Origin of the sequence: Pseudomonas sp. THAF187a (genome assembly GCF_009363395.1) — a bacterium.
Classification (GTDB): Bacteria; Pseudomonadota; Gammaproteobacteria; order Pseudomonadales; family Pseudomonadaceae; genus Aquipseudomonas; species Aquipseudomonas khazarica.
In genome coordinates this window covers 1,359,839-1,380,140 of the sequence record NZ_CP045349.1, presented here as the reverse complement: position 1 = coordinate 1,380,140, position 20,302 = coordinate 1,359,839, and the positions used below count along the sequence as shown (strand labels likewise).

Here is a 20,302-nt window from a genome sequence, read left to right as displayed (position 1 = left end):
AGACCGGGGACACCGCCCTCCATCAGACTCATGAATAGGCAAGGCAAATTGCCACGGCGGGCGAGGGTTCAGTCGACCACGAACAGCCGTGCCCCCTGTTCGGTGAAGGAGCGGTGCGCCTCGGCGTCGTCAGCCACCTGGTAGCTCATCCCCGGACCCAGCACGAAGACGCGGCCATCCTCCAGTTCGGTGTGCAGCTCGCCCTCCAGGCACAACAGCACATGGCCCTTGCGGCACCAGTGGTCGGCCAGATAGCCCGGTGAGTACTCGACCATGCGCACCCGCACCTCGCCAAACTGGCAGGTTCTCCAGCGCGCGAGACCGGTTTCGCCCGGGTGCTCGGTTGGCGTGACGGCGGACCAGTCGGTGATGCCGAAGGCGATATCGCGGATGTGCATGAACCGGGACTCCCTGTGATGAAGAGCGGCACTCTAGCGCGCCGCAGGCAAGCGGGAGAAGTGAATAGGCGGGCGCTTTCACACGAGAACCTTTCATGCGCGCAGGCTATCGAGGCCATGGACACAGCGCATTTCACCACACGCCCGTAGCGTACTAACCTGAGCCTCATCGGTAAATGATTCTCATCGAGGTGCACCATGCTCAAGACCCTGACCTTCACCATCATGCACTTCTGCATCGCCTTCGGCGTGGCCTACCTGTTGACCGGCAGTATCGCGGTCAGCGGCCTGGTGGCTGCAGTGGAGCCGCTGTGCAACTCGGTCGGCTTCTACTTCCACGAGAAAGTCTGGGCACGCCTGGAGCAGCGCAAGCGCGAGGACTCGATTCCCAAGCACGCCTGGTTGCATCACCACGCATGACGCCGGCATCCGCCTACCCCGAGAGCGACACCCGCAGGCGGCGAAAAGGACGCTGGACAGACCGACTCGATGTATCTTGTTGACGGCAACGTGGCACTTTGCCCGACTTGCTGCTGTCATAAGCGAGCGCTTCAATCCCGATGTTCGCTTATTAAAAGGGACTTACCACATGCCCAGCCTTGCCCGACTCGCCGCCCTGCTCGGCGGCCTGGTCTTCTGTGTCTCCGCGACGGCCGCCGATGTGGACGCGCAAAGCTACGGCTATCCGCTGGCCAACCCGTTCGAGGCGACCATCGCCACCACACCGCCCGAACTGCGCCCTGCCCTGCCGGATGACCGTGATATCGACCAGAGCGACTACTCGGTTCGCCTGCGCCCGGACCGGGAGTTCGAACTGCTGGACAACTTCTGGCCGGTGACCAAGCTGCAATACCGCCTGGCCGAGCAGAAGGGCCGCGCGCCGCTGATCTTCATCATCTCCGGCACCGGCGCCAGCTACGCCAGCAGCATCACCGAGTACCTGAAGAAGCTGTTCTACGGCGCCGGCTTCCATGTCGTACAGCTGTCCTCGCCAACCAGCTACGACTTCATGGCCGCCGCCTCGCGCTTCGCCACGCCAGGCTACAGCCCGGACGATGCCGACGACCTGTACCGGGCGATGCAGGCGGTGCGCGCCCAGCACCCGAAGCTGCAAGTCAGCGAATACCTGCTCACCGGCTACAGCCTCGGCGCGCTGCATGCCGCCTTCGTCAGCCAGATCGACGAAACCCGCCGCGCCTTCGACTTCAAGCGCGTACTGCTGCTCAACCCGCCGGTGAACCTCTACACCTCGGTGAGCAACCTCGACAAGCTGGTGCAGACCCGGGTGCAGGGCATCGACAACAGCACCAACTTCTATGAACTGGTACTGGGCAAGCTGACCCGCTACTTCAACGACAAGGGCTACCTCGACATCAACGAGGCGATGCTCTACGACTTTCAGCAATCCAGGGAAAAGCTCTCCGACGAGCAGATGGCCATGCTCATCGGCACCTCGTTCCGCTTCTCCTCCGCCGATATCGTCTTCACCTCGGACCTGCTCAACCGGCGCGGGCTGATCACCCCGCGCGATTACCGCATCACCGAAAGCACCAGCCTCACCCCGTTCTTCCAGCTGGCGCTGCGCTGCGACTTCGATTGCTACATCGCCGAGCAGCTGATGCCCATGTGGCGTGCCCGCTACGACGGCGGCAGCCTCAACCAGCTGATCGAACAAAGCAGCCTCTATGCCCTCGAGGACTACCTCAGGGGCAGCGACAAGATCGCCGTGATGCACAACGCCGACGACCTGATTCTCGGCCAGGGCGACATCGGTTTTCTGCGTCGTACCTTCGGCGAGCGCCTGACCCTGTACCCGCGTGGCGGGCACTGCGGCAACCTCAACTACCGCGTCAACAGCGACGCCATGCTGGAGTTCTTCCGTGGCTAAGCACAGCACTCTGATCATCGCCCTGCTGCTGGCCAGTGCACACGCCTGGGCCGGCGAGGTCGACGCCGACGGCTTCACCAATCCGCTGCAGGACCTGAAATTCAACCCCGGACTGGACCAACAGGAGTTCGAACGCGCCTCCAGCGACGCACTGCGGGTCTATGACCCGCTGGAACCCTGGAACCGCCGCGTCTACCACTTCAACTACCGTTTCGATCAGTGGGTGTTCCTGCCGGTCGTCAACGGTTACCGTTACGTCACACCGAACCTGGTGCAGACCGGCGTACACAACTTCTTCAGCAACCTGGGTGAAATTCCCACCCTGGCCAACAGCCTGCTGCAACTGAAGGGACAGCGGGCGATGAACAGCACGGCACGCCTGCTGTTCAACACCATTCTCGGCATCGGCGGCATCTGGGACCCGGCCACGCACATGGGCCTGCCCAGGCACTCCGAGGACTTCGGCCAGACCCTCGGCTACTACGGTGTACCTGCCGGCCCCTATCTGATGCTGCCGCTGCTCGGCCCATCCAACCTGCGCGACACCGGCGGGCTGGTGATGGACTACAGCCTCGAAAGCGCGGTCAACTACCTCGACGTGGCAGATGCCAGTAGCGACAACCCCGGCATCACCGCGCTGCGCGTGGTAGACACGCGCGCCAACACCAGCTTCCGCTACGGCCAGCTCAACTCGCCATTCGAGTACGAGAAGATCCGCTACTTCTACCATGAGTCGCGCAAACTCAAGATTGCCGACTGAGATACCCGCGCCAAACATCGATCAGTTCGATATGTAGCGCGGGAAAATTGCGACCATCGATCGACATGATCGGCATAGCATGGGCTCATTCCTCGCCTCGAACGGAGCCCATTGCCATGACCCAACAGCGCCGCATCATCAGCATCCAGCCAGGCCAGCCGGCCTCCGACGGCGCCGGCGTGCGCCTCAACCGTGTGATCGGCGGACCTGGCCTGGAGCGCTTCGACCCGTTCCTCATGCTCGACGAATTCGCCACCGACAATCCCGACGACTATATCGCCGGCTTCCCGCCGCATCCGCACCGTGGCTTCGAGACCATCACCTACATGCTCGAGGGGCGCATGCGCCATGAGGACCACCTCGGCAACGTCGGCCTGCTTGGCAGCGGTGGCGTGCAGTGGATGACCGCTGCACGCGGCATCATCCACAGCGAAATGCCCGAGCAGGAGTCCGGCGCCATGCGCGGCTTCCAGTTGTGGCTCAACCTGCCAGCCAGGGACAAGCTGGGCGAAGCCGGCTACCGCGACATTCCGGCCGCCGACATTCCACGCCTCGTCACCCGCACCGGCGTGGAGGTGGTGGTGATCGCGGGTGAGTTCGACGATGGCGAACAGCGCCAGGTCGGCGCCGTGCAGCGCCCGCATACCCAGCCACAGTTGTTCGACCTGCGCCTGGCGCCCGGCAGCCAGGTCGCACCGCGCCTGACCGATGGTCAACGGGTGATGCTGTACGTCTACGAAGGTCAGTTGCAGCTCGCCGCTGCCAGCACGCAGACGGTCGGCGCCGGTCGCCTGATACGCCTGTCCGACGAAGGCCAGCTGCAACTGGCCAGTGACCAGGGTGCGGGGGTGCTGCTGATCGCGGGCACGCCACTGAACGAGCCCATCGTGCAGTACGGTCCGTTCGTGATGAACAGTCGAGAAGAGATCGAACAGGCGTTGCGCGACTTCCGTGACGGCGTGCTGGCGTAACGCGCGTCAGGCGGACTGCGTCAGCTCGGTGAGACCGAGGAAGCGACTCAGCTCGGCCTTGCGCGCCATGGCGTCCTGGTAGCCCAGTTCGATCAGTTCGCTGCAGTAGCCGGGCTCGAACAACAGGTAGCTGAGCACCCCGGCGCCGCTGGTCTTGGTCGCCCCCGGACCACGCAGGAACAGGCGCAGCGCGCGGGGCAGCTCACGCTGGTGGCGCGCCGCGATCTGATCCAGCGGCTGGCTCGGGGCGATCACCAGCACGTCCACCGGGTTCAGCCCCAGGCCCCTGGGCCGAAGCTCGGGCGGCACCAGTTCGCTCATCTGGTTGAGCCGCTCGAGCAGCTCGATATCGGTTTCCAGGTTGTCGATGAAGGTGCTGTTGAGCATGTGTCCGCCGATCTGCGCCAGGCTCGGTGGCCGGTTGCTGGAGACCCGTGGTGCCGGCGCCTCCGATTCGCCCTGGGTATTGCCGCTGACACCGATCACCAGCACCCGGCTGGCACCCAGGTGCAATGCCGGGCTGATGGGCGCCGCCTGCCGCACAGCGCCGTCGCCGAAGTACTCACGGTGGATTCTCACCGGCGGGAAGATCAGCGGGATCGACGCACTGGCCAGCAGATGTTCGAGGTTCAGGCGGGTAGGAATGCCGACACGGCGATGGCGAAACCAGGGGTCGATGGTCGCCCGCCCCTGGTAGAAGGTCACCGCCTGGCCACTTTCGTAGCCGAATGCCGTGACGGCGATCGCCCGCAAGCGGCGATGGCGCACTGCGGCCGCGATGCCGGAGAAATCCAGCTCACGGGCCAGCAACTCGCGCAACGGGGAGCTGTCGAGCAGCGCCACCGGGATGTCGCGCCCGATACCCAGCAGGCTGTGCCCCACGAAACGCGCAGCCTGGCGCAGCACGCCCGGCCAGTCGCTGCGGTACACCATCCGCGTATGAAAGCCCTGCCAGACCGAGGTGAGACGGCGCACCGCCTCACCGAACTGCAACGCACCGCAGGCCAGGCTGACCGCATTGATCGCCCCCGCCGAGGTGCCGACGATGACCGGAAAGGGGTTGTGCGAGGCATCGGGCAGCAGATCGGCAATGGCCGACAGCACACCCACCTGATAGGCCGCCCGCGCCCCGCCACCGGAAAGAATCAGCCCGGTAACGGGCTCGTGAGGGTGGGCAATGACGGTCATCGGGCGGTCCTGTTTTTCGTTGCAGTATAGATGGGCTACTTGCGCGTCCCGTACAGCTTCGGTTCGCCCTCGGGACGCGTCTTGAAGCGTCGGTGCGCCCACAGGTACTGCTCGGGGCAGACACTGACGACCTGCTCGATCCACTGGTTGATGCGCAGGCAATCGGCCTCTTCGCTGTCCCCGGGGAAATCGGCCAGCGGCGGATGGATCACCAGGCGATAACCGCTGCCATCGGCCAGGCGCTGCTGGGTGAAGGGCACCACGCGTGCCTTGCCCAGGCGCGCGAACTTGGTGGTGGCAGTGACCGTGGCGGCCGGTATGCCGAACAGCGGCACGAAGATGCTCTGCTTGCGCCCGTAGTCCTGGTCCGGCGCGTACCAGATGGCCCGGCCGGCACGCAGCACCTTGAGCATGGCGCGAATGTCCTCGCGCTCGATGGCCGTGGCGTCGCGGTTGTGCCGCTCACGCCCACGGCGCTGGATGAAATCGAACAGCGGGTTGTCATGCTCGCGGTACATACCGTCGATGGTGTGCTGCTGGCCCAGCAGCGCCGCACCGATCTCCAGGGTGGTGAAGTGCACCGCCATGAGGATCACGCCCTGCCCAGCGGTCTGCGCCTGCTGCAAATGCTCCAGCCCCTCGACATGTGCCAGGCGGGCCAGGCGCGATCGGGGCCACCACCAGCTCATGGCCATCTCGAAGAAGGCGATGCCGGTGGACGCGAAGTTCTCGCGCAGCAGCCGCTCGCGTTCGGCCGCGCTCTTGCCCGGGAAACACAGCTGCAGGTTGCGCTCGGCGATCTGCCGGCGCGGGCCGGCCAGGCGGAACATCAGCCAGCCCAGCAGACGCCCGAGCTGCAGTTGCAGGCGATAGGGCAACTGCACCACCAGCCACAACACGCCGAGACCCAGCCACAGTGGCCAGAAGCGCGGGTGCAGAAAGTAGGCGCGAAAGCGGGGGCGTTCCATGTAGCGGGTCCGGTCACAGGCAGGGCCGCGCATTCTACCCCACTTTGCCGGCCTGACTCGCCAACCAGCCGCACGCCATGCGAACGCTGTCAGGGTTTGCCGGTCAATGTCCTGCAACCGGCCTTCGAGTTGCGGTGCGCAGTCGATACCGCTATAAGTCCGGCAACCTTTCGTAGTGCTGCAGAAGTCTCCTCTTTCGACCATGAGCCAAGCCGATCTCCTCGCCCAAGACCCCGTATTCCAGCTCAAGGGCAGCATGCTGGCCATCACCGTGATGGAGCTGGCCCACAACGATCTCGAACGCCTCGACGCCCAACTGACGGAAAAGGTCGCCCAGGCCCCGGCGTTCTTCAGCAACACCCCGCTGGTCCTGGCGCTGGACAAGCTCCCGGAAGGCGAAGGGCAGCTGGATCTGGCCGAACTGATGGCCGTCTGCCGTCGCCATGGCCTGCGCACCCTGGCCATACGCGCCTCCCGCGAGAGCGACGTGGCCGCCGCCGAAGCCCTGGACCTGCCGGTGCTGCCGCCGTCCGGCGCGCGCGAACGCCCGCTCGACCCGGCGCCGAAGAAGGTGGAAGAGAAACCCGCCGAGCCCGAGCACAAGCCCAGCCGCATCGTCACCACACCGGTGCGCGGCGGGCAGCAGATCTATGCCCAGGGTGCGGACCTGATCGTCCTCGCCCCGGTCAGCGCCGGGGCGGAACTTCTCGCCGATGGCAACATCCATGTTTACGCGCCCATGCGCGGCCGCGCCCTGGCAGGTATAAAGGGCAACGCCAAGGCACGCATATTCTGTCAACAGATGGGCGCCGAAATGCTGTCGATCGCCGGCCATTACAAGGTCGCCGAAGACCTGCGACGTGACCCGCTGTGGGGGGATGCCGTCCAGGTCAGCCTGTCGGGTGACGTGTTGAACATCACCCGCCTTTAACGGATACTGCGGCCATTTTTCAGGGACACAGAAAGGGCATCTGGAAGCCTTAAATGGCCACGGATTCCCGCGTTATCTTCTTTTTTTGGGGTGAATCACCTTGGCCAAGATCCTCGTAGTCACTTCCGGCAAGGGTGGCGTCGGTAAAACCACCACCAGCGCTGCCATCGGCACCGGCCTCGCCCTGCGCGGGCACAAGACCGTCATCGTCGACTTCGACGTCGGTCTGCGTAACCTCGACCTGATCATGGGCTGCGAACGCCGCGTGGTGTACGACTTCGTCAACGTCGTCAACGGCGAAGCCACCCTCACCCAGGCCCTGATCAAGGACAAGCGCCTGGAAAACCTCTACGTGCTGGCCGCCAGCCAGACCCGTGACAAGGACGCGCTGACCCAGGAAGGCGTCGAGAAGGTCATCGCCGAGCTGTCGGAGAACTTCGAATACGTGGTCTGCGACTCGCCAGCCGGTATCGAGAAAGGCGCGCACCTGGCGATGTACTTCGCCGACGAAGCCATCGTCGTGACCAACCCGGAAGTGTCCTCGGTGCGTGACTCCGACCGCATGCTCGGCCTGCTGGCGAGCAAGTCGCGCCGCGCCGAGAAAGGCGAGGAGCCGATCAAGGAGCACCTGCTGCTGACCCGCTACAACCCCGAGCGCGTCACCAAAGGCGAAATGCTCGGCGTCGAGGACGTCGAGGAAATCCTCGCCATCCGCCTGCTCGGCGTCATTCCCGAGTCGCAGGCCGTGCTCAAGGCTTCCAACCAGGGTATCCCGGTCATCCTCGACGACCAGAGCGATGCCGGCCAGGCTTACAGCGACGCTGTCGACCGCCTGCTGGGCAAGGACATGCCGCATCGCTTCCTCGATGTGAAGAAGCAGGGCTTCCTGCAGCGCCTGTTTGGAGGTCGAGAATGAATATTTTCGACTTCTTGCGTTCGCGCAAGAAGGAAACCACAGCATCCATCGCCAAGGAACGCCTGCAGATCATCGTGGCCCACGAACGTGGCCAGCGCAGCCAGCCCGACTACCTGCCTGCCCTGCAGCAGGAGCTGGTCGCGGTGATCCGCAAGTACGTCAACATCGACCAGAAGGACGTGCAGGTCGCTCTGGAAGACCAGGGCAGCTGCTCGATCCTGGAACTGAACATCACCCTGCCGGATCGTTGATCGACACCGGCGGCGCTCACGGCGGCTTCGGCCGCCGTGTTCATTTGTAGCAACACGCACCTGCATGAGCGGACCATCCGCGTCGCTTGCGCAGGCCAGACACATCGCGAATCCGTTCGCTCCGACACCAGCCACAGCCCATGCCGCTAAGCCAGATCGAAATCATTCACCAGGACGCCGCCCTGCTGGTGATCAACAAGCCCACCCTGCTGCTGTCGGTGCCTGGCCGCGCCGAGGACAACAAGGACTGCCTGGTCACCCGCCTGCAGGAAAACGGCTACCCCGAGGCACGCATCGTCCATCGGCTGGACTGGGAAACCTCCGGGATCATCGTGCTGGCGCGCGACGCCGACAGCCACCGCGAACTGTCGCGGCAGTTCCACGACCGCGAGACCGAAAAGGCCTATACCGCACTGTGCTGGGGCCAGCCCACGGCAGACAGTGGCAGCATCGACCTGCCCCTGCGCTACGACCCACCGACCAAGCCGCGCCATGTCGTCGACCACGAACTGGGCAAGCACGCCCTGACCCACTGGCGCATTCTCGAGCGCTGTGGCGACTGGTGCCGGGTGGAGCTGACGCCGATCACCGGGCGCTCACACCAGCTGCGCGTGCACATGCTGTCCATCGGCCACCCGCTGCTCGGCGACCGCCTCTATGCGCACGAACAGGCCCTCGCCGCCCACGAGCGCCTGTGCCTGCACGCCAGCATGCTCGCCCTCACCCACCCGCAAAGCGGCGAGCGCATGCGCTTCGAGTGCCCGGCGCCGTTCTGACCTGCCGGTTACGTCTCTGCCAAGCCGGGGTAAAACGGTTAAACTGCGCCATCGCTGTCTGGAGCCATGCATGCGCGAAGAACTCAATATCGGGCTGATCGACTTTCTCAACGCCTCCCCCACGCCTTTCCACGCGACCACCAGCCTGGCCATGCGCCTCGAAGCGGCTGGTTATCGCCACCTGGACGAACGCGCGACCTGGCATCTCGAGACCGGCGGCCGCTACTACGTGACCCGCAACGACTCGTCGCTCATCGCCTTCAAGCTGGGCAAGCGCCCGGCCCTCGAAGGCGGCCTGCGCCTGGTCGGCGCCCACACCGACAGCCCCTGCCTGCGGGTGAAACCCAGCCCGGAACTGCAGCGCCAGGGCTACTTCCAGCTCGGCGTGGAGGTCTACGGCGGCGCCCTGCTCGCCCCCTGGTTCGACCGCGACCTGTCGCTGGCCGGCCGCGTCACTTACCGGCGCGACGGCAAGGTGGAAAGCCAGCTGATCGACTTCTACCAGCCGATCGCCGTGATCCCCAACCTGGCCATCCACCTCAACCGCGAGGCCAACCAGGGCTGGGCGATCAACCCGCAGACCGAGCTGCCGCCGATTCTCGCCCAGCTCGCCAGCAGCGAGACCGCCGACTTCCGCGCCCTGCTCGCCGAACAGCTGGCCATGGAGCATGACTTCAACCCGGACGCGGTACTCGACTACGAGCTGAGTTTCTACGACACCCAGAGCGCCGCCGTCGTCGGCCTCAACCAGGACTTCATCGCCAGTGCGCGCCTGGACAACCTGCTGTCGTGCTACGCCGGCCTGCAGGCGCTGATCGACTCCAACGACGAAGAAACCTGCGTACTGGTGTGCACTGATCACGAAGAGGTCGGCTCCTGCTCGGCCTGTGGCGCCGACGGCCCCTTCCTCGAACAGGTACTGCGCCGCGTCCTGCCGACAGGCGAGGGTTTCGTCCGCACCATCCAGCGCTCGCTGCTGGTCTCGGCCGACAACGCCCATGGCGTACACCCGAACTACGCCGACAAGCACGACGGTAACCACGGCCCGAAACTCAACGCCGGCCCGGTGATCAAGATCAACAGCAACCAGCGCTACGCCACCAACAGCGAGACCGCCGGCTTCTTCCGCCACCTGTGCCTGGAGAACGAAGTACCGGTGCAGAGCTTCGTGGTGCGCAGCGACATGGGCTGCGGCTCGACCATCGGCCCGATCACCGCCAGCCAGCTGGGCGTGCGTACGGTCGATATCGGCCTGCCCACCTTCGCCATGCACTCGGTTCGCGAACTCGCCGGCAGCCATGACCTGGATCACCTGGTGAAGGTCCTGACCGCGTTCTACTCGAGCCCCGAGCTGCCCTGAAACCTGTTGAAATCCGCTGCGTTTCAGCCCTGCCGTGTTGCACCGGCTGAAGCGCCAGCCCGGTCGAAATGCCGATTTACAACGCGTAAACTCCGCTTTCTCGCCAGCTTTCGCCTTGCATGGCTCTGGCTCGCGAAACTGCCAAAGAGGTTCCAAGACCTGCCATGATCGAACATATCCGCAACAGCCTGCAGGAAGCCCAGCGCGCGCTGGAAGCCTTCCTCGGCAACGAACAGACCCTGGCCAACATCCAGCGTGCTGCCGAGCTGCTGGTCGAGAGCTTCGAGCACAAGGGCAAGGCCTTCTCCTGCGGCAATGGCGGCTCGATGTGCGACGCCATGCACTTCGCCGAGGAGCTGACCGGACGCTACCGCAGGAACCGCCCCGGCATCGCCGCCGTGTCGATCAGCGACCCCAGCCACATCAGCTGCGTGGCCAATGACTTCGGCTACGACTTCATCTTCTCGCGCTACATCGAGTCGCACGGCCGCGAAGGCGACGTGCTGATCGCCATCAGCACCAGCGGCAAGAGCCCCAACGTGGTCAAGGCCGCCGAAGCCGCCAAAGCGCTCGGCGTGAAGGTGATCGCCCTGACCGGCAAGCCCGGCTCGCTGCTGGAAGACCTGGCCGACGTGTGCATCTGCGCCCCCGGCGGCGACTTCGCCGACCGTGTGCAAGAACTGCACATCAAAGTGCTGCACATCCTCATCGAGCTGATCGAACGCAAGCTGAGCCCGCAGAACTACGCCTGAAACGCCCTTCTTGCCCCTGGCCGTGCTTGACAACCGGCCAGGTTGGCGTTTGAATGCGCGCCCTTCGCTATTCAACCTATCTCCCAAGTGGTGAACGACGTGCCCTGCACCTGCCAACTCGCCTGATACCGACGACGGTCCATCGCGCCTGATGGCTGCCCGCGCACCTGCGCGGACGCTTCCCACGCCCTGCTGCTCGAGTCCTGTCGTCGGTTTTCCCTGATACCCAAGGAGAAAACCCATGAACATGGATTCATCGTGCAATCTGCACAACCTCGAACTGCACAAGTACCCACGTACACCGCATTTGCAAGGCTCGCGACTGCAGCCTGGCGACAGCAACGCCGACCAGGTGCGTTACCACGAACTGCATGGCCAGTGGCTGGTGGTCGAGGAAAAACTCGATGGCGCCAACGCCGGCATCAGCTTTTCCAGCGCCGGAGAGCTGTTGCTGCAATCGCGCGGCCATTACCTCACCGGCGGCGGCCGCGAGCGGCAGTTCAATCTGTTCAAGCAGTGGGCCGTGGCCCACGAACGCTGGTTACTGGAACGCCTGGAAGACCGCTACGTGCTGTTCGGCGAATGGCTGCACAAGAAGCACTCGGTGTTCTACGACCAGCTGCCGCACTACTTCTGTGAGTTCGACATCTGGGACCGCGCCCAGGGGCTGTACCTCTCCACCGCAGCAAGGCGCCACCTGCTGCAGGACGGCCCGGTGCTGTCGGTACCGGTACTGCATGAGGGCCCGGCGCCCAGGCGCCTGGAAGACCTGCTGGAGCTGGTCGGCCATTCGCTGGCCAAGTCCGCGATCTGGCAGGAAACCTTCGAGGCAGCGGTGGCGCGTGAAGGACTGGACCTGCCTCGTGCCTGGCGTCAATGCGATCGCTCCAGCCAGATGGAAGGGCTGTACCTCAAGGTGGAAGACGAGCACTGCACCCGCTCTCGCCTCAAATGGGTTCGCCAGGACTTCGTCCAGGCGATCCTCGACGCCGACCAGCACCACACCAGCCAGCCTTTCATCGCCAACCAGCTGGCCACGCTGGCCGATCTTTATTCCCCTCGCCTGGCCCTGGACTGGAACGGCCCGCGTGAGGGTTATTCAGGGAGTTACTGAGATGGACATTCAACACTTGCAGCGCCTGGTGCCCGACGCGGGCCAGCGCTTCGACCCGGCAGCCTGCCTCGCGGCCATTCCGGCCCTCAACCGGCTGGCCGAAACCCCGCAGGACGCCCATTACCATGCAGAGGGCAATGTCTGGATTCACACCTGCATGGTGGTCGAGGCGCTGCTCGAGCAGCGCGCGTACCAGCAAGCGACTGACGCGCAACGCTTCGTGCTGTTCTTCGCCGCCCTGCTGCACGACATCGCCAAACCGGATACCACGGTGATCGACAGCGAAAGCGGACGCATCGGCCAACCCGGCCACTCGCGGCGCGGCGCAGTGGACACGCGCCTGCTGCTCTGGCGCGCGGGCGTACCATTCGAGTGGCGCGAGCAGATCTGCCGGATCATCGCGGTGCACCAATTGCCGTTCTTCGCCCTGGGCGACTCGCGTAGCGGCCACAGCGCCGAGTTCATCCTTCACAAGCTGTCGTGGGAGTTGCCGGTGTGGATGCTCTGCGCGGTGGCCGAGGCCGACATGCAGGGCCGCGATTACATCGGCAAGGCCGCCGTACTCGACGACATCGAACTGTTTCGCCAGCTCGCCGCCGAGGAAGGCTGCCTGCACGGCCCGCGTGCCTATGCCGACGACTACACCCGCGTGCAGTACCTGCGCGGCGCCCGCGTGCATCCGGACTACGCCCTGCATGAGCCCTCGGGCTCGCAGGTGATCATGCTGTCCGGCATGCCCGCCAGCGGAAAGAATACCTGGGTCGAGCAGCAGCACCCGCAGCTGCCGGTGGTGTCCTTCGACGACGCACGCCAGCAGCTGGGCCTGCGCCACGGCGAGAACGAAGGCGCCGCAGCGCACCATGCAATCGAACAGGCCAAGGCGCTCCTGCGCGAACAACGCCCGTTCGTATGGAACTCCACCCACTTGTCGGCACAGATGCGCAAGAAGACACTCGACCTGCTTTACGCCTACCAGGCTCAGGTCGAGATCGTCTATCTGGAGATGCCCGAAGCGACCATCTTCCAGCGCAACAGGCAGCGCGATACCAGCCTGAGCAATGAAGCGCTGCGGCGCATGCTGTTCAAATGGGAAGTACCGCTACCGACCGAGGCACACCGGGTACGCTACTGCACACAGGACGCAGAGCGCAGAAGGTGAGGTGACTTCAGGCGGCACGTACCCGCTTGGGCGTCAGCCCCAGGTAGCGGCGCATCGCGGTGGTCAGGGCGCTCTGGCTGGAGAAGCCGCACTCTTCGGCGACCCGTACCAGCGGCAGGTTGCTCTCGCGCAGCAGGCGGGCAGCCCGGTCGAGACGGGTCTTGAGCAGGTACTGGTGCGGGGTGAGGCCGACGCTGTCCTTGAACTGCGCATGGAAGTGGCTCGGACTCAGGCACATCACCTGGGCCAGCTCGGCAACGCTGATGCGCCGCGCCAGGTGCTCGCCGATGTAGTGATCGAGGCGCTGCAGGTCCAGCGCGCCCTGCGCCGGACGACGCTGTTCTCCGAACAGCCGCAGGTGCAGCGCACGCAGCAGCACGCCGCCGATCGAACGCGCCAGGATCGAGTCGCTGCCGTAGCGCTCCAGCTCGGAGCCGGCGTAATTGAGCAGGTTCTGGAAGTCGACATCGAGCGCCGGGTAGCAGGGCTTCTCGAACAGGCGGTGAAGCAGTTCGAGGTCCTCGCTGGGCGTGTCCTGCTCGTCCAGGTCGAGAATCAGCATGCGATTCTCGCCCATGCCGGCGAACTGATGAGCCGCATCCCCGGGCACCAGGCAGGCACGCATGCGGCAGACCTCCCCACCACGGCCACCGACCTCGAATTCGGCACGACCGACCAGGGACATCACCAGTTGATGATGATCATGGGCATGTTCATGGGCCTGTTCATCCAGGCGGATCACACGGGCTTGCAACATAACGGCAGACTGACAGCACGAAACAAGGGTTGCACTTTACTCTTTTCCGCAAGAAAACGCCGCAACCACCCATCAGCAACAAGGTTGCACCTTTAGCAACCCAGGCACTATCAGGTACCCCAGGTGCGGTCGCCTGCTCCATTTCCGTGCATTGCGACAGGCGCGTACGGCCGGAATCCGCCCCTTCTGCGGCTGGCAGGGGAGTTGCTTCATCGAAGGATGAACCTGCACGCCGCCCCCCACGAGCCTCCATGAGTCATGCCGCCCTCTTCGCCGTCGCCCTGTTGATCACCCTGCTGGCCTTGAGCTTCTGGCTGACCCAGCGCCAGGAGGCCCGCCAGCAGTCGGCACGCCTGCAGCAGCACAGGCAGGTCGCGCAGCGCTGCCTGGACCTGCTCCAGGCACTGCAGCTGCATCGCGGGCTGGGAGCCATGCAGGGTGCCGGGAACCTCGAGCAGCGCACGCAAGTGGCCCGGCAGCTCGACGACCTGTGGCTGAACTGGCCCGGCGCCAGCCTGCAGCTGCCAGCCCTGCAGCAGGACTGGCCGCAGCTACGGCGCAAGCCCGGCGACTTCGACGCGCATTGCCGCCTGATCGAAGCCCTGCTGGCGGTGATCGAACAACTCGAAGACCGCCTCTATCGTCACGACCAGCCTGCCATCCGCGGTCTGGGCGAAGCCTGCCGTTCGCTCGAGGACCTCTCTCGCCTGCGCGGCCTGGCGGTTCGCGCAGCGAGCTACGAGCGCTGTCCGCCGGGGCTGCAGATGCAGCTGCGCTTTCTCTGCGAGCGCCTGCTGAGCCAGAAGCAAGCGCCGCCGTTGCAGGCCCTGATCGAGCGCCTGCAGACCGAGCTGATCGAGTCCTCTCAGGTGCAACTGAGCCCGGATGACTGCTTCGCCCTGCTCACGCCGTTGATCGAACAACGCCTGCAGGGTATTCGCCTGGGCCTGGATTGAAGCGTTGAAAACCTGGCGCTGCCGCCCCATGTAGCAAGCAACGTGCAAGCAAAGGTGCTCCATGAACGATCAGGACATCCACCCCGAAGCAGTCGACGAAACCGTACAGCCTGGCGCGACCGGCCTGGTTCTGCCCGCGCAGCGACTGCCGGACAAGCTCTACATCATCCCCATCAACAACCGCCCGTTCTTCCCGGCGCAGGTCCTGCCGGTGATGGTCAACGAGCACCCATGGGGGCGCACGCTCAAGCGCGTGGAGAATACCGAGCACAAATCCCTGGCGGTGTTCTACGTCGACACGCCGCCCGACGAGCACGGCGAGTTCGACCTCGACAGCCTGCCGGAGCACGGCACGCTGGTGCGCCTGCACCATGTCAGCGAGGAAGGCGGCAAGCTGCAGTTCGTCGCCCAGGGCCTGACCCGCGTGCGCATTCGTGGCTGGCTCAGCCGCCGTGGCCCGTACCTGGCCGAGGTGGAGTACCCGCAGGCGCCTGCCGATCCGCGCGACGAGGTCAAGGCCTACGCCATGGCGCTGATCAACGCGATCAAGGAACTGCTGCCGCTCAACCCGCTGTACAGCGAAGAGCTGAAGAACTACCTCAATCGCTTCAGCCCCAACGAGCCGTCGCCGCTCACCGACTTTGCCGCCGCCCTGACCACCGCCTCCGGCCATGAGTTGCAGGAGGTGCTGGACACCGTGCCCATGCTCAAGCGCATGGAGAAGGTGCTGCCGCTGCTGCGCAAGGAGGTCGAGGTCGGCCGCCTGCAGAAGGAGCTGTCAGCCGAGGTCAACAAGCAGATCGGCGAGCGCCAGCGCGAATTCTTCCTCAAGGAACAGCTGAAGCTGATCCAGCAGGAGCTGGGCATCAGCAAGGACGACAAGAGCGCCGACCGCGAAGAGTTTCTCGCCCGCCTGGAAGGCAAGACCCTGACGGCCGCCGCGCAGAAGCGCATCGACGAAGAACTGAACAAGCTGTCGATCCTGGAGGCCGGCTCTCCGGAGTATGCCGTCACGCGCAACTACCTCGACTGGGCCACCGCCCTGCCCTGGGGCATCCAGGGCCAGGACAAGCTCGACCTCGGTCACGCGCGCAAGGTGCTGGACAAGCACCATGCCGGCATGGACGACATCAAGCAGCGCATCACCGAGTTTCTCGCGGTCGGCGCCTTCAAGGGCGAGATCGCCGGCTCCATCGTGCTGCTGGTCGGCCCGCCCGGCGTGGGCAAGACCAGCATCGGCAAGTCGATCGCCGAATCCCTCGGCCGGCCGTTCTACCGCTTCTCGCTGGGCGGCATGCGCGACGAGGCCGAGATCAAGGGCCACCGCCGCACCTACATCGGCGCCATGCCCGGCAAGCTGGTCCAGGCCCTCAAGGAAGCCGAGGTGATGAACCCGGTGATCATGCTCGACGAGATCGACAAGATGGGCACCAGCTACCAGGGCGACCCGGCCTCGGCGCTGCTGGAAACGCTGGACCCGGAGCAGAACGTCGAATTCCTCGATCACTACCTGGACCTGCGCCTGGACCTGTCCAAGGTGCTGTTCGTCTGCACCGCCAACACCCTCGACTCGATTCCCGGGCCGCTGCTCGACCGCATGGAGGTGATCCGCCTGTCCGGCTACATCACCGAGGAAAAGCTGGCCATCGCCAAGCGCCACCTGTGGCCGAAGCAGCTGGAAAAGGCCGGCGTACCGAAATCACGCCTGGGCATCAGCGATGCCGCCCTGCGCGCGGTGATCGAGGGCTACGCCCGTGAAGCCGGCGTGCGCCAGCTGGAGAAACAGCTGGGCAAGCTGGTGCGCAAATCCGTGGTGAAACTGCTGGACGACCCCGAGGCGAAGATCCGCATCGGTGCCAAGGACCTGGAAGAGGCCCTCGGCATGCCGGTGTTCCGCAACGAGCGGGTACTGGCGGGTACCGGGGTGATCACCGGCCTGGCCTGGACCAGCATGGGTGGCGCCACCCTGCCGATCGAGGCGACGCGCATCCACACCCTCAATCGCGGCTTCAAGCTCACCGGGCAGCTCGGTGACGTCATGAAGGAGTCGGCGGAGATCGCCTACAGCTACGTCAGCTCGCACCTGAAGCAGTTCGGCGGCGACCCGAGCTTCTTCGACCAGGCCTTCGTCCACCTGCACGTGCCGGAAGGCGCCACGCCCAAGGACGGTCCCAGCGCGGGGATCACCATGGCCAGCGCCCTGCTTTCCCTGGCACGCGACCAGGCGCCGAAGAAAGGCGTGGCCATGACCGGTGAGCTGACCCTCACCGGCCAGGTCCTGCCGATCGGCGGTGTGCGCGAGAAGGTCATCGCGGCGCGCCGGCAGAAGCTGCATGAGCTGATCCTGCCGGAAGCCAACCGCGGCAGCTACGAAGAGCTGCCCGACTACCTCAAGGAAGGCCTGACGGTACACTTCGCCAGACGCTTTGGCGACGTGGCCAAGGTGCTTTTCGAATAGCCGCTGACGGCCAGCTTCAAGCTGCAGGAAAGAGCGGCGCGCGCTTCGGCTTGTCGCGTGCAACCTGTAGCTTGAGGCTTGCTCGTGCGGCTATGCTGAGCCAGGTTTCATCGATTGGAGTTCATCATGCACGCCCCCTTGCGCCTGCTCACCCTGTCCGCCCTGGCACTGCTCACGGCCTGCGCCCATCAGTCCGGCACGCTGGAGCTGAAGAAGGATCGGCAGTGCCCACTGACGCTGACCAAGGGCCAGTTGCTGATTCTCAGCCTGCCCAGCAACCCCACCACCGGCTTCCGCTGGATGCTCCGCGACACGGCGACGAACGTGCTGCAAAGCCTTGGCCCGGAGGTTTACACCAACCCGGAGGATGCCGGTCTGGTGGGCGCAGGCGGTATCTCCACCTGGCGCTTCAGCGCCCGCGAGCCGGGCGAGGGACGCCTGCTGCTGACCTACCAGCAGCCGTGGGAGCCGAGCGTACCGCCCGCGGATACCTTCGACTGCGAACTGCGGGTGAAGTGAGACAGACGACTGCTCAGGCTGGATCGCGCCTTGTCGATCCGGCCGGGTGGTGGATGTGAAAAGCGACATCCACCCTACGCCGTCTGTGAGAGGGCTTCAGCCGCGACGACTCGCAGGGCGGGTGCAACCCGCCACCTATTCATGGCGGGTTTCAGCCGCCCTACCGGCTGAGCATGAGCAGGGCATGATGCCCTCGCGCCCTCGTTTCGCGGCTGCAGCCGCTCCTACAGTTTGAGGCTCGCACGACGTTAGCCGAGTACAGGCGCGGCATCAGCTCTTGAGGCGGTAACCGCTCTTGAAGATCCAGCCCACCAGGGCGATGCACAGCAGCAGGAAGCCCAGCACCATCGCCAGGCTGACGCCGACGTTGACGTCGGACACCCCGTAGAAGCTCCAGCGGAAGGCACTGATCAGGTACACCACCGGATTGAACAGGGTCACCGTCTGCCAGGTCGGCGGCAACATGCTGATGGAGTAGAAGGCGCCGCCCAGGAAGGTCAGCGGCGTGACGATCAGCGCCGGCACGATCTGCAGCTTCTCCCAGCCATCGGCCCAGACGCCGATGATGAAGCCGAACAGGCTGAAGGTCAGCGCCGTGAGCAGCAGAAACGCCACCATCCACAGCGGGTGCTGGATCTCGAAGTCGACGAACAGCCGCGCCGTGATCAGGATCACCACGCCGAGGATCACCGACTTGGTCGCCGCCGCACCGACGTAGCCGATGAGAATCTCCAGGTAGGAGACGGGCGCCGAGAGAATCTCGTAGATGCTCCCCGAGTACTTGGGCATGTAGATGCCGAACGAGGCGTTGGAAATGCTCTCGGTCAGCAGCGCCAGCATGATCAGCCCGGGAATGATGAAGGCGCCGTAGCTCACCCCCTGCACCTGGGTCATGCTCGAGCCGATGGCCGAGCCGAACACCACGAAGTACAGCGACGTGCTGATCACCGGGGTGGCGATGCTCTGCAGCAGGGTGCGCCAGGTGCGCGCCAGCTCGAACAGGTAGATGGCCTTGATGGCATACAGGTTCATGCGCGCGCCTCCTTGATCAGACCGACGAAGATCTCCTCCAGCGAACTCTGGCTCGACTGCAGGTCCTTGAAATCGATGCCGTGCTGCGCCAGATCACGCAGCAGTTCGGCGATGCCGGTGTTTTCGTGCTGGGCATCGAAGGTGTACACCAGCGCATGGCCCTGGTCCGCCAGTTCCAGGCCGTAGCGCGCCAGCTCGGCCGGCACGCAGGACAGCGGCTGCTGCAGTTGCAGGGTCAGCTGCTTCTTGCCCAGCTTGTGCATCAGCACCTGCTTGTCCTCCACCAGCACGATCCTTCCGGCGCTGATCACCCCGATGCGATCGGCCATTTCCTCGGCCTCCTCGATGTAGTGGGTGGTCAGGATGATGGTCACGCCGCGCTCGCGCAGGCGCCGCACCATGTTCCACATATCGCGGCGCAACTCGACGTCGACACCGGCGGTGGGCTCGTCGAGAAAGAGGATCTGCGGCTCATGGGAGAGCGCCTTGGCGATCATCACCCGGCGCTTCATGCCGCCGGACAGCTCCATGATCTTGGCGTTGCGCTTGTCCCACAGCGAGAGGTCCTTGAGCAGCTGCTCCAGGTAGGCCGGATCGGGCTTCTTGCCGAACAGGCCACGGCTGAACTTGACCGTGGCCCACACGGTTTCGAACACGTCGCTGACCAGTTCCTGCGGCACCAGGCCGATCTGCGAGCGGGCCGCACGGTAGTCGCGGACGATGTCCTTGCCACCGACCAGCACCCTGCCCTCGCCGGGGTTGACGATGCCGCAGATGATGCTGATCAGGGTGGTCTTGCCGGCACCGTTGGGGCCGAGCAAGGCGAAGATCTCGCCCTGGCGAATGTCCAGGTCGATACCCTGCAGGGCCGGGTGGCCCGATGCATAGGTTTTGTTCAATTGTTCGATGGTAATGACCGACTGCACGGTGACTGATCCCTTGCCTGCGGAAAACACCGCAGTCTACAGGGCTTGTGCGGCCCGATCATCGCGCGGCATGAAAAACGGCGCACTTGTGGTGCGCCGGGATGCAGCAGGAGAGGAAAGAAACGATCGCCGCGCTTGTGGCGCGGCAACGATAGGCCAGGCAGCGATTGCCAACCCGGCGTATTCAGGACCATAGGCCGGGTGAAACCCGCCGCCCTGGTT

At 64.8% G+C, this 20,302-nt stretch carries 21 protein-coding genes; 15 read left to right on the top strand and 6 right to left on the bottom strand.

What is annotated here, in order from left to right:
* Positions 1–68: 68 nt before the first annotated feature.
* Positions 69–398, bottom strand: a complete 330-nt coding sequence (locus FIV02_RS06320) for a DHCW motif cupin fold protein (RefSeq protein WP_152488142.1) — start codon at positions 396–398, stop codon at positions 69–71.
* Positions 399–596: 198 nt separating this feature from the next.
* On the opposite strand from FIV02_RS06320, the gene FIV02_RS06315 reads away from it, so the two are divergent.
* From FIV02_RS06315 to FIV02_RS06300, 4 genes are all read left to right on the top strand, one after another.
* The gene (locus FIV02_RS06315) at positions 597–818 is read left to right on the top strand and encodes a DUF2061 domain-containing protein (protein ID WP_037047218.1); all 222 of its coding nucleotides are present in this window, start codon (positions 597–599) and stop codon (positions 816–818) included.
* Between the two features lie 169 nt (positions 819–987).
* Positions 988–2,286 (top strand): serine/threonine protein kinase, encoded by a 1,299-nt coding sequence (locus FIV02_RS06310; RefSeq protein ID WP_047592665.1) that lies wholly within the window; start codon positions 988–990, stop codon positions 2,284–2,286.
* A complete protein-coding gene (locus FIV02_RS06305) occupies positions 2,279–3,046 on the top strand; it encodes a VacJ family lipoprotein (protein ID WP_047592663.1) in 768 nt (255 codons plus the stop codon). The genes FIV02_RS06310 and FIV02_RS06305 overlap by 8 nt, the downstream gene beginning before the upstream one ends.
* Positions 3,047–3,162: 116 nt before the next feature.
* A complete protein-coding gene (locus tag FIV02_RS06300) occupies positions 3,163–4,017 on the top strand; it encodes a pirin family protein (RefSeq protein WP_152488141.1) in 855 nt (284 codons plus the stop codon).
* A 6-nt stretch (positions 4,018–4,023) separates the two neighbouring features.
* Here FIV02_RS06300 and FIV02_RS06295 read toward each other — a convergent pair whose 3' ends face one another.
* Together FIV02_RS06295 and FIV02_RS06290 are read right to left on the bottom strand one after the other, a co-directional pair.
* Entirely contained in the window at positions 4,024–5,205 is a 1,182-nt protein-coding gene (locus FIV02_RS06295) for a patatin-like phospholipase family protein (RefSeq protein WP_037047201.1), read from the bottom strand.
* Between the two features lie 35 nt (positions 5,206–5,240).
* Entirely contained in the window at positions 5,241–6,173 is a 933-nt protein-coding gene (locus tag FIV02_RS06290) for a lipid A biosynthesis lauroyl acyltransferase (RefSeq protein WP_152488140.1), read from the bottom strand.
* Between the two features lie 202 nt (positions 6,174–6,375).
* Here FIV02_RS06290 and minC point away from each other — a divergent pair, with 202 nt between their 5' ends.
* The 8 genes from minC to FIV02_RS06250 all read left to right on the top strand — a co-directional run bounded on the left by minC (position 6,376) and on the right by FIV02_RS06250 (position 13,432).
* Complete coding sequence (gene minC / locus FIV02_RS06285; RefSeq protein ID WP_150608539.1) at positions 6,376–7,104, top strand: septum site-determining protein MinC; 729 nt, start codon at positions 6,376–6,378, stop codon at positions 7,102–7,104.
* 100 nt (positions 7,105–7,204) lie between these two features.
* Positions 7,205–8,020, top strand: coding sequence for a septum site-determining protein MinD (gene minD, locus FIV02_RS06280; protein ID WP_037047179.1), 816 nt, complete (start codon positions 7,205–7,207; stop codon positions 8,018–8,020).
* Positions 8,017–8,271: a cell division topological specificity factor MinE gene (gene minE, locus FIV02_RS06275; RefSeq protein WP_037047177.1), complete on the top strand. Its 255-nt coding sequence runs from the start codon at positions 8,017–8,019 to the stop codon at positions 8,269–8,271. The genes minD and minE overlap by 4 nt, the downstream gene beginning before the upstream one ends.
* 140 nt (positions 8,272–8,411) lie before the next feature.
* Positions 8,412–9,047, top strand: a complete 636-nt coding sequence (locus FIV02_RS06270) for an RluA family pseudouridine synthase (protein ID WP_037047175.1) — start codon at positions 8,412–8,414, stop codon at positions 9,045–9,047.
* 70 nt (positions 9,048–9,117) lie between these two features.
* Complete coding sequence (locus FIV02_RS06265; protein WP_152488139.1) at positions 9,118–10,407, top strand: M18 family aminopeptidase; 1,290 nt, start codon at positions 9,118–9,120, stop codon at positions 10,405–10,407.
* A 164-nt stretch (positions 10,408–10,571) separates the two neighbouring features.
* Positions 10,572–11,159, top strand: a complete 588-nt coding sequence (lpcA, locus tag FIV02_RS06260; protein WP_152488138.1) for a D-sedoheptulose 7-phosphate isomerase — start codon at positions 10,572–10,574, stop codon at positions 11,157–11,159.
* A gap of 241 nt (positions 11,160–11,400) precedes the next feature.
* Positions 11,401–12,273 (top strand): RNA ligase family protein, encoded by an 873-nt coding sequence (locus FIV02_RS06255; RefSeq protein WP_152488137.1) that lies wholly within the window; start codon positions 11,401–11,403, stop codon positions 12,271–12,273.
* Between the two features lies 1 nt (position 12,274).
* Positions 12,275–13,432, top strand: a complete 1,158-nt coding sequence (locus FIV02_RS06250) for an AAA family ATPase (RefSeq protein ID WP_152488136.1) — start codon at positions 12,275–12,277, stop codon at positions 13,430–13,432.
* A 7-nt stretch (positions 13,433–13,439) separates the two neighbouring features.
* Here the strand turns inward: FIV02_RS06250 and FIV02_RS06245 are convergent, their stop codons facing one another.
* Positions 13,440–14,189: an AraC family transcriptional regulator gene (locus FIV02_RS06245; RefSeq protein ID WP_134677311.1), complete on the bottom strand. Its 750-nt coding sequence runs from the start codon at positions 14,187–14,189 to the stop codon at positions 13,440–13,442.
* 251 nt (positions 14,190–14,440) lie between these two features.
* Between FIV02_RS06245 and FIV02_RS06240 the strand changes: the two genes are divergently transcribed.
* From FIV02_RS06240 to FIV02_RS06230, 3 genes are all read left to right on the top strand, one after another.
* Positions 14,441–15,145 (top strand): hypothetical protein, encoded by a 705-nt coding sequence (locus FIV02_RS06240; RefSeq protein ID WP_152488135.1) that lies wholly within the window; start codon positions 14,441–14,443, stop codon positions 15,143–15,145.
* A gap of 61 nt (positions 15,146–15,206) precedes the next feature.
* Positions 15,207–17,603 carry an endopeptidase La gene (lon, locus tag FIV02_RS06235; RefSeq protein WP_037047164.1) on the top strand — a complete coding sequence of 799 codons (2,397 nt, stop codon included), beginning with the start codon at positions 15,207–15,209 and terminating at the stop codon, positions 17,601–17,603.
* A 126-nt stretch (positions 17,604–17,729) separates the two neighbouring features.
* A complete protein-coding gene (locus FIV02_RS06230; RefSeq protein ID WP_037047429.1) occupies positions 17,730–18,122 on the top strand; it encodes a protease inhibitor I42 family protein in 393 nt (130 codons plus the stop codon).
* A 270-nt stretch (positions 18,123–18,392) separates the two neighbouring features.
* Here FIV02_RS06230 and FIV02_RS06225 read toward each other — a convergent pair whose 3' ends face one another.
* Together FIV02_RS06225 and FIV02_RS06220 are read right to left on the bottom strand one after the other, a co-directional pair.
* Positions 18,393–19,154: an ABC transporter permease gene (locus FIV02_RS06225; protein ID WP_037047162.1), complete on the bottom strand. Its 762-nt coding sequence runs from the start codon at positions 19,152–19,154 to the stop codon at positions 18,393–18,395.
* Positions 19,151–20,080 carry an ABC transporter ATP-binding protein gene (locus tag FIV02_RS06220; RefSeq protein WP_047591735.1) on the bottom strand — a complete coding sequence of 310 codons (930 nt, stop codon included), beginning with the start codon at positions 20,078–20,080 and terminating at the stop codon, positions 19,151–19,153. The genes FIV02_RS06225 and FIV02_RS06220 overlap by 4 nt, the downstream gene beginning before the upstream one ends.
* Between the last annotated feature and the right edge of the window lie 222 nt (positions 20,081–20,302).

What these genes read in the sequence shown, in the direction of transcription:
- FIV02_RS06290 (WP_152488140.1), bottom strand. Translation starts at nt 6,173, where the DNA reads ATGGAACGCCCCCGCTTTCGCGCCTACTTTCTGCACCCGCGCTTCTGG.
- FIV02_RS06230 (WP_037047429.1), top strand. Translation starts at nt 17,730, where the DNA reads ATGCACGCCCCCTTGCGCCTGCTCACCCTGTCCGCCCTGGCACTGCTC.
- lpcA (WP_152488138.1), top strand. Translation starts at nt 10,572, where the DNA reads ATGATCGAACATATCCGCAACAGCCTGCAGGAAGCCCAGCGCGCGCTG.
- FIV02_RS06270 (WP_037047175.1), top strand. Translation starts at nt 8,412, where the DNA reads ATGCCGCTAAGCCAGATCGAAATCATTCACCAGGACGCCGCCCTGCTG.
- lon (WP_037047164.1), top strand. Translation starts at nt 15,207, where the DNA reads ATGAACGATCAGGACATCCACCCCGAAGCAGTCGACGAAACCGTACAG.
- FIV02_RS06245 (WP_134677311.1), bottom strand. Translation starts at nt 14,189, where the DNA reads ATGTTGCAAGCCCGTGTGATCCGCCTGGATGAACAGGCCCATGAACAT.
- FIV02_RS06315 (WP_037047218.1), top strand. Translation starts at nt 597, where the DNA reads ATGCTCAAGACCCTGACCTTCACCATCATGCACTTCTGCATCGCCTTC.
- FIV02_RS06240 (WP_152488135.1), top strand. Translation starts at nt 14,441, where the DNA reads ATGAGTCATGCCGCCCTCTTCGCCGTCGCCCTGTTGATCACCCTGCTG.
- FIV02_RS06320 (WP_152488142.1), bottom strand. Translation starts at nt 398, where the DNA reads ATGCACATCCGCGATATCGCCTTCGGCATCACCGACTGGTCCGCCGTC.
- FIV02_RS06265 (WP_152488139.1), top strand. Translation starts at nt 9,118, where the DNA reads ATGCGCGAAGAACTCAATATCGGGCTGATCGACTTTCTCAACGCCTCC.
- FIV02_RS06295 (WP_037047201.1), bottom strand. Translation starts at nt 5,205, where the DNA reads ATGACCGTCATTGCCCACCCTCACGAGCCCGTTACCGGGCTGATTCTT.
- FIV02_RS06300 (WP_152488141.1), top strand. Translation starts at nt 3,163, where the DNA reads ATGACCCAACAGCGCCGCATCATCAGCATCCAGCCAGGCCAGCCGGCC.
- minE (WP_037047177.1), top strand. Translation starts at nt 8,017, where the DNA reads ATGAATATTTTCGACTTCTTGCGTTCGCGCAAGAAGGAAACCACAGCA.
- FIV02_RS06250 (WP_152488136.1), top strand. Translation starts at nt 12,275, where the DNA reads ATGGACATTCAACACTTGCAGCGCCTGGTGCCCGACGCGGGCCAGCGC.
- FIV02_RS06225 (WP_037047162.1), bottom strand. Translation starts at nt 19,154, where the DNA reads ATGAACCTGTATGCCATCAAGGCCATCTACCTGTTCGAGCTGGCGCGC.
- FIV02_RS06255 (WP_152488137.1), top strand. Translation starts at nt 11,401, where the DNA reads ATGAACATGGATTCATCGTGCAATCTGCACAACCTCGAACTGCACAAG.
- FIV02_RS06310 (WP_047592665.1), top strand. Translation starts at nt 988, where the DNA reads ATGCCCAGCCTTGCCCGACTCGCCGCCCTGCTCGGCGGCCTGGTCTTC.
- minC (WP_150608539.1), top strand. Translation starts at nt 6,376, where the DNA reads ATGAGCCAAGCCGATCTCCTCGCCCAAGACCCCGTATTCCAGCTCAAG.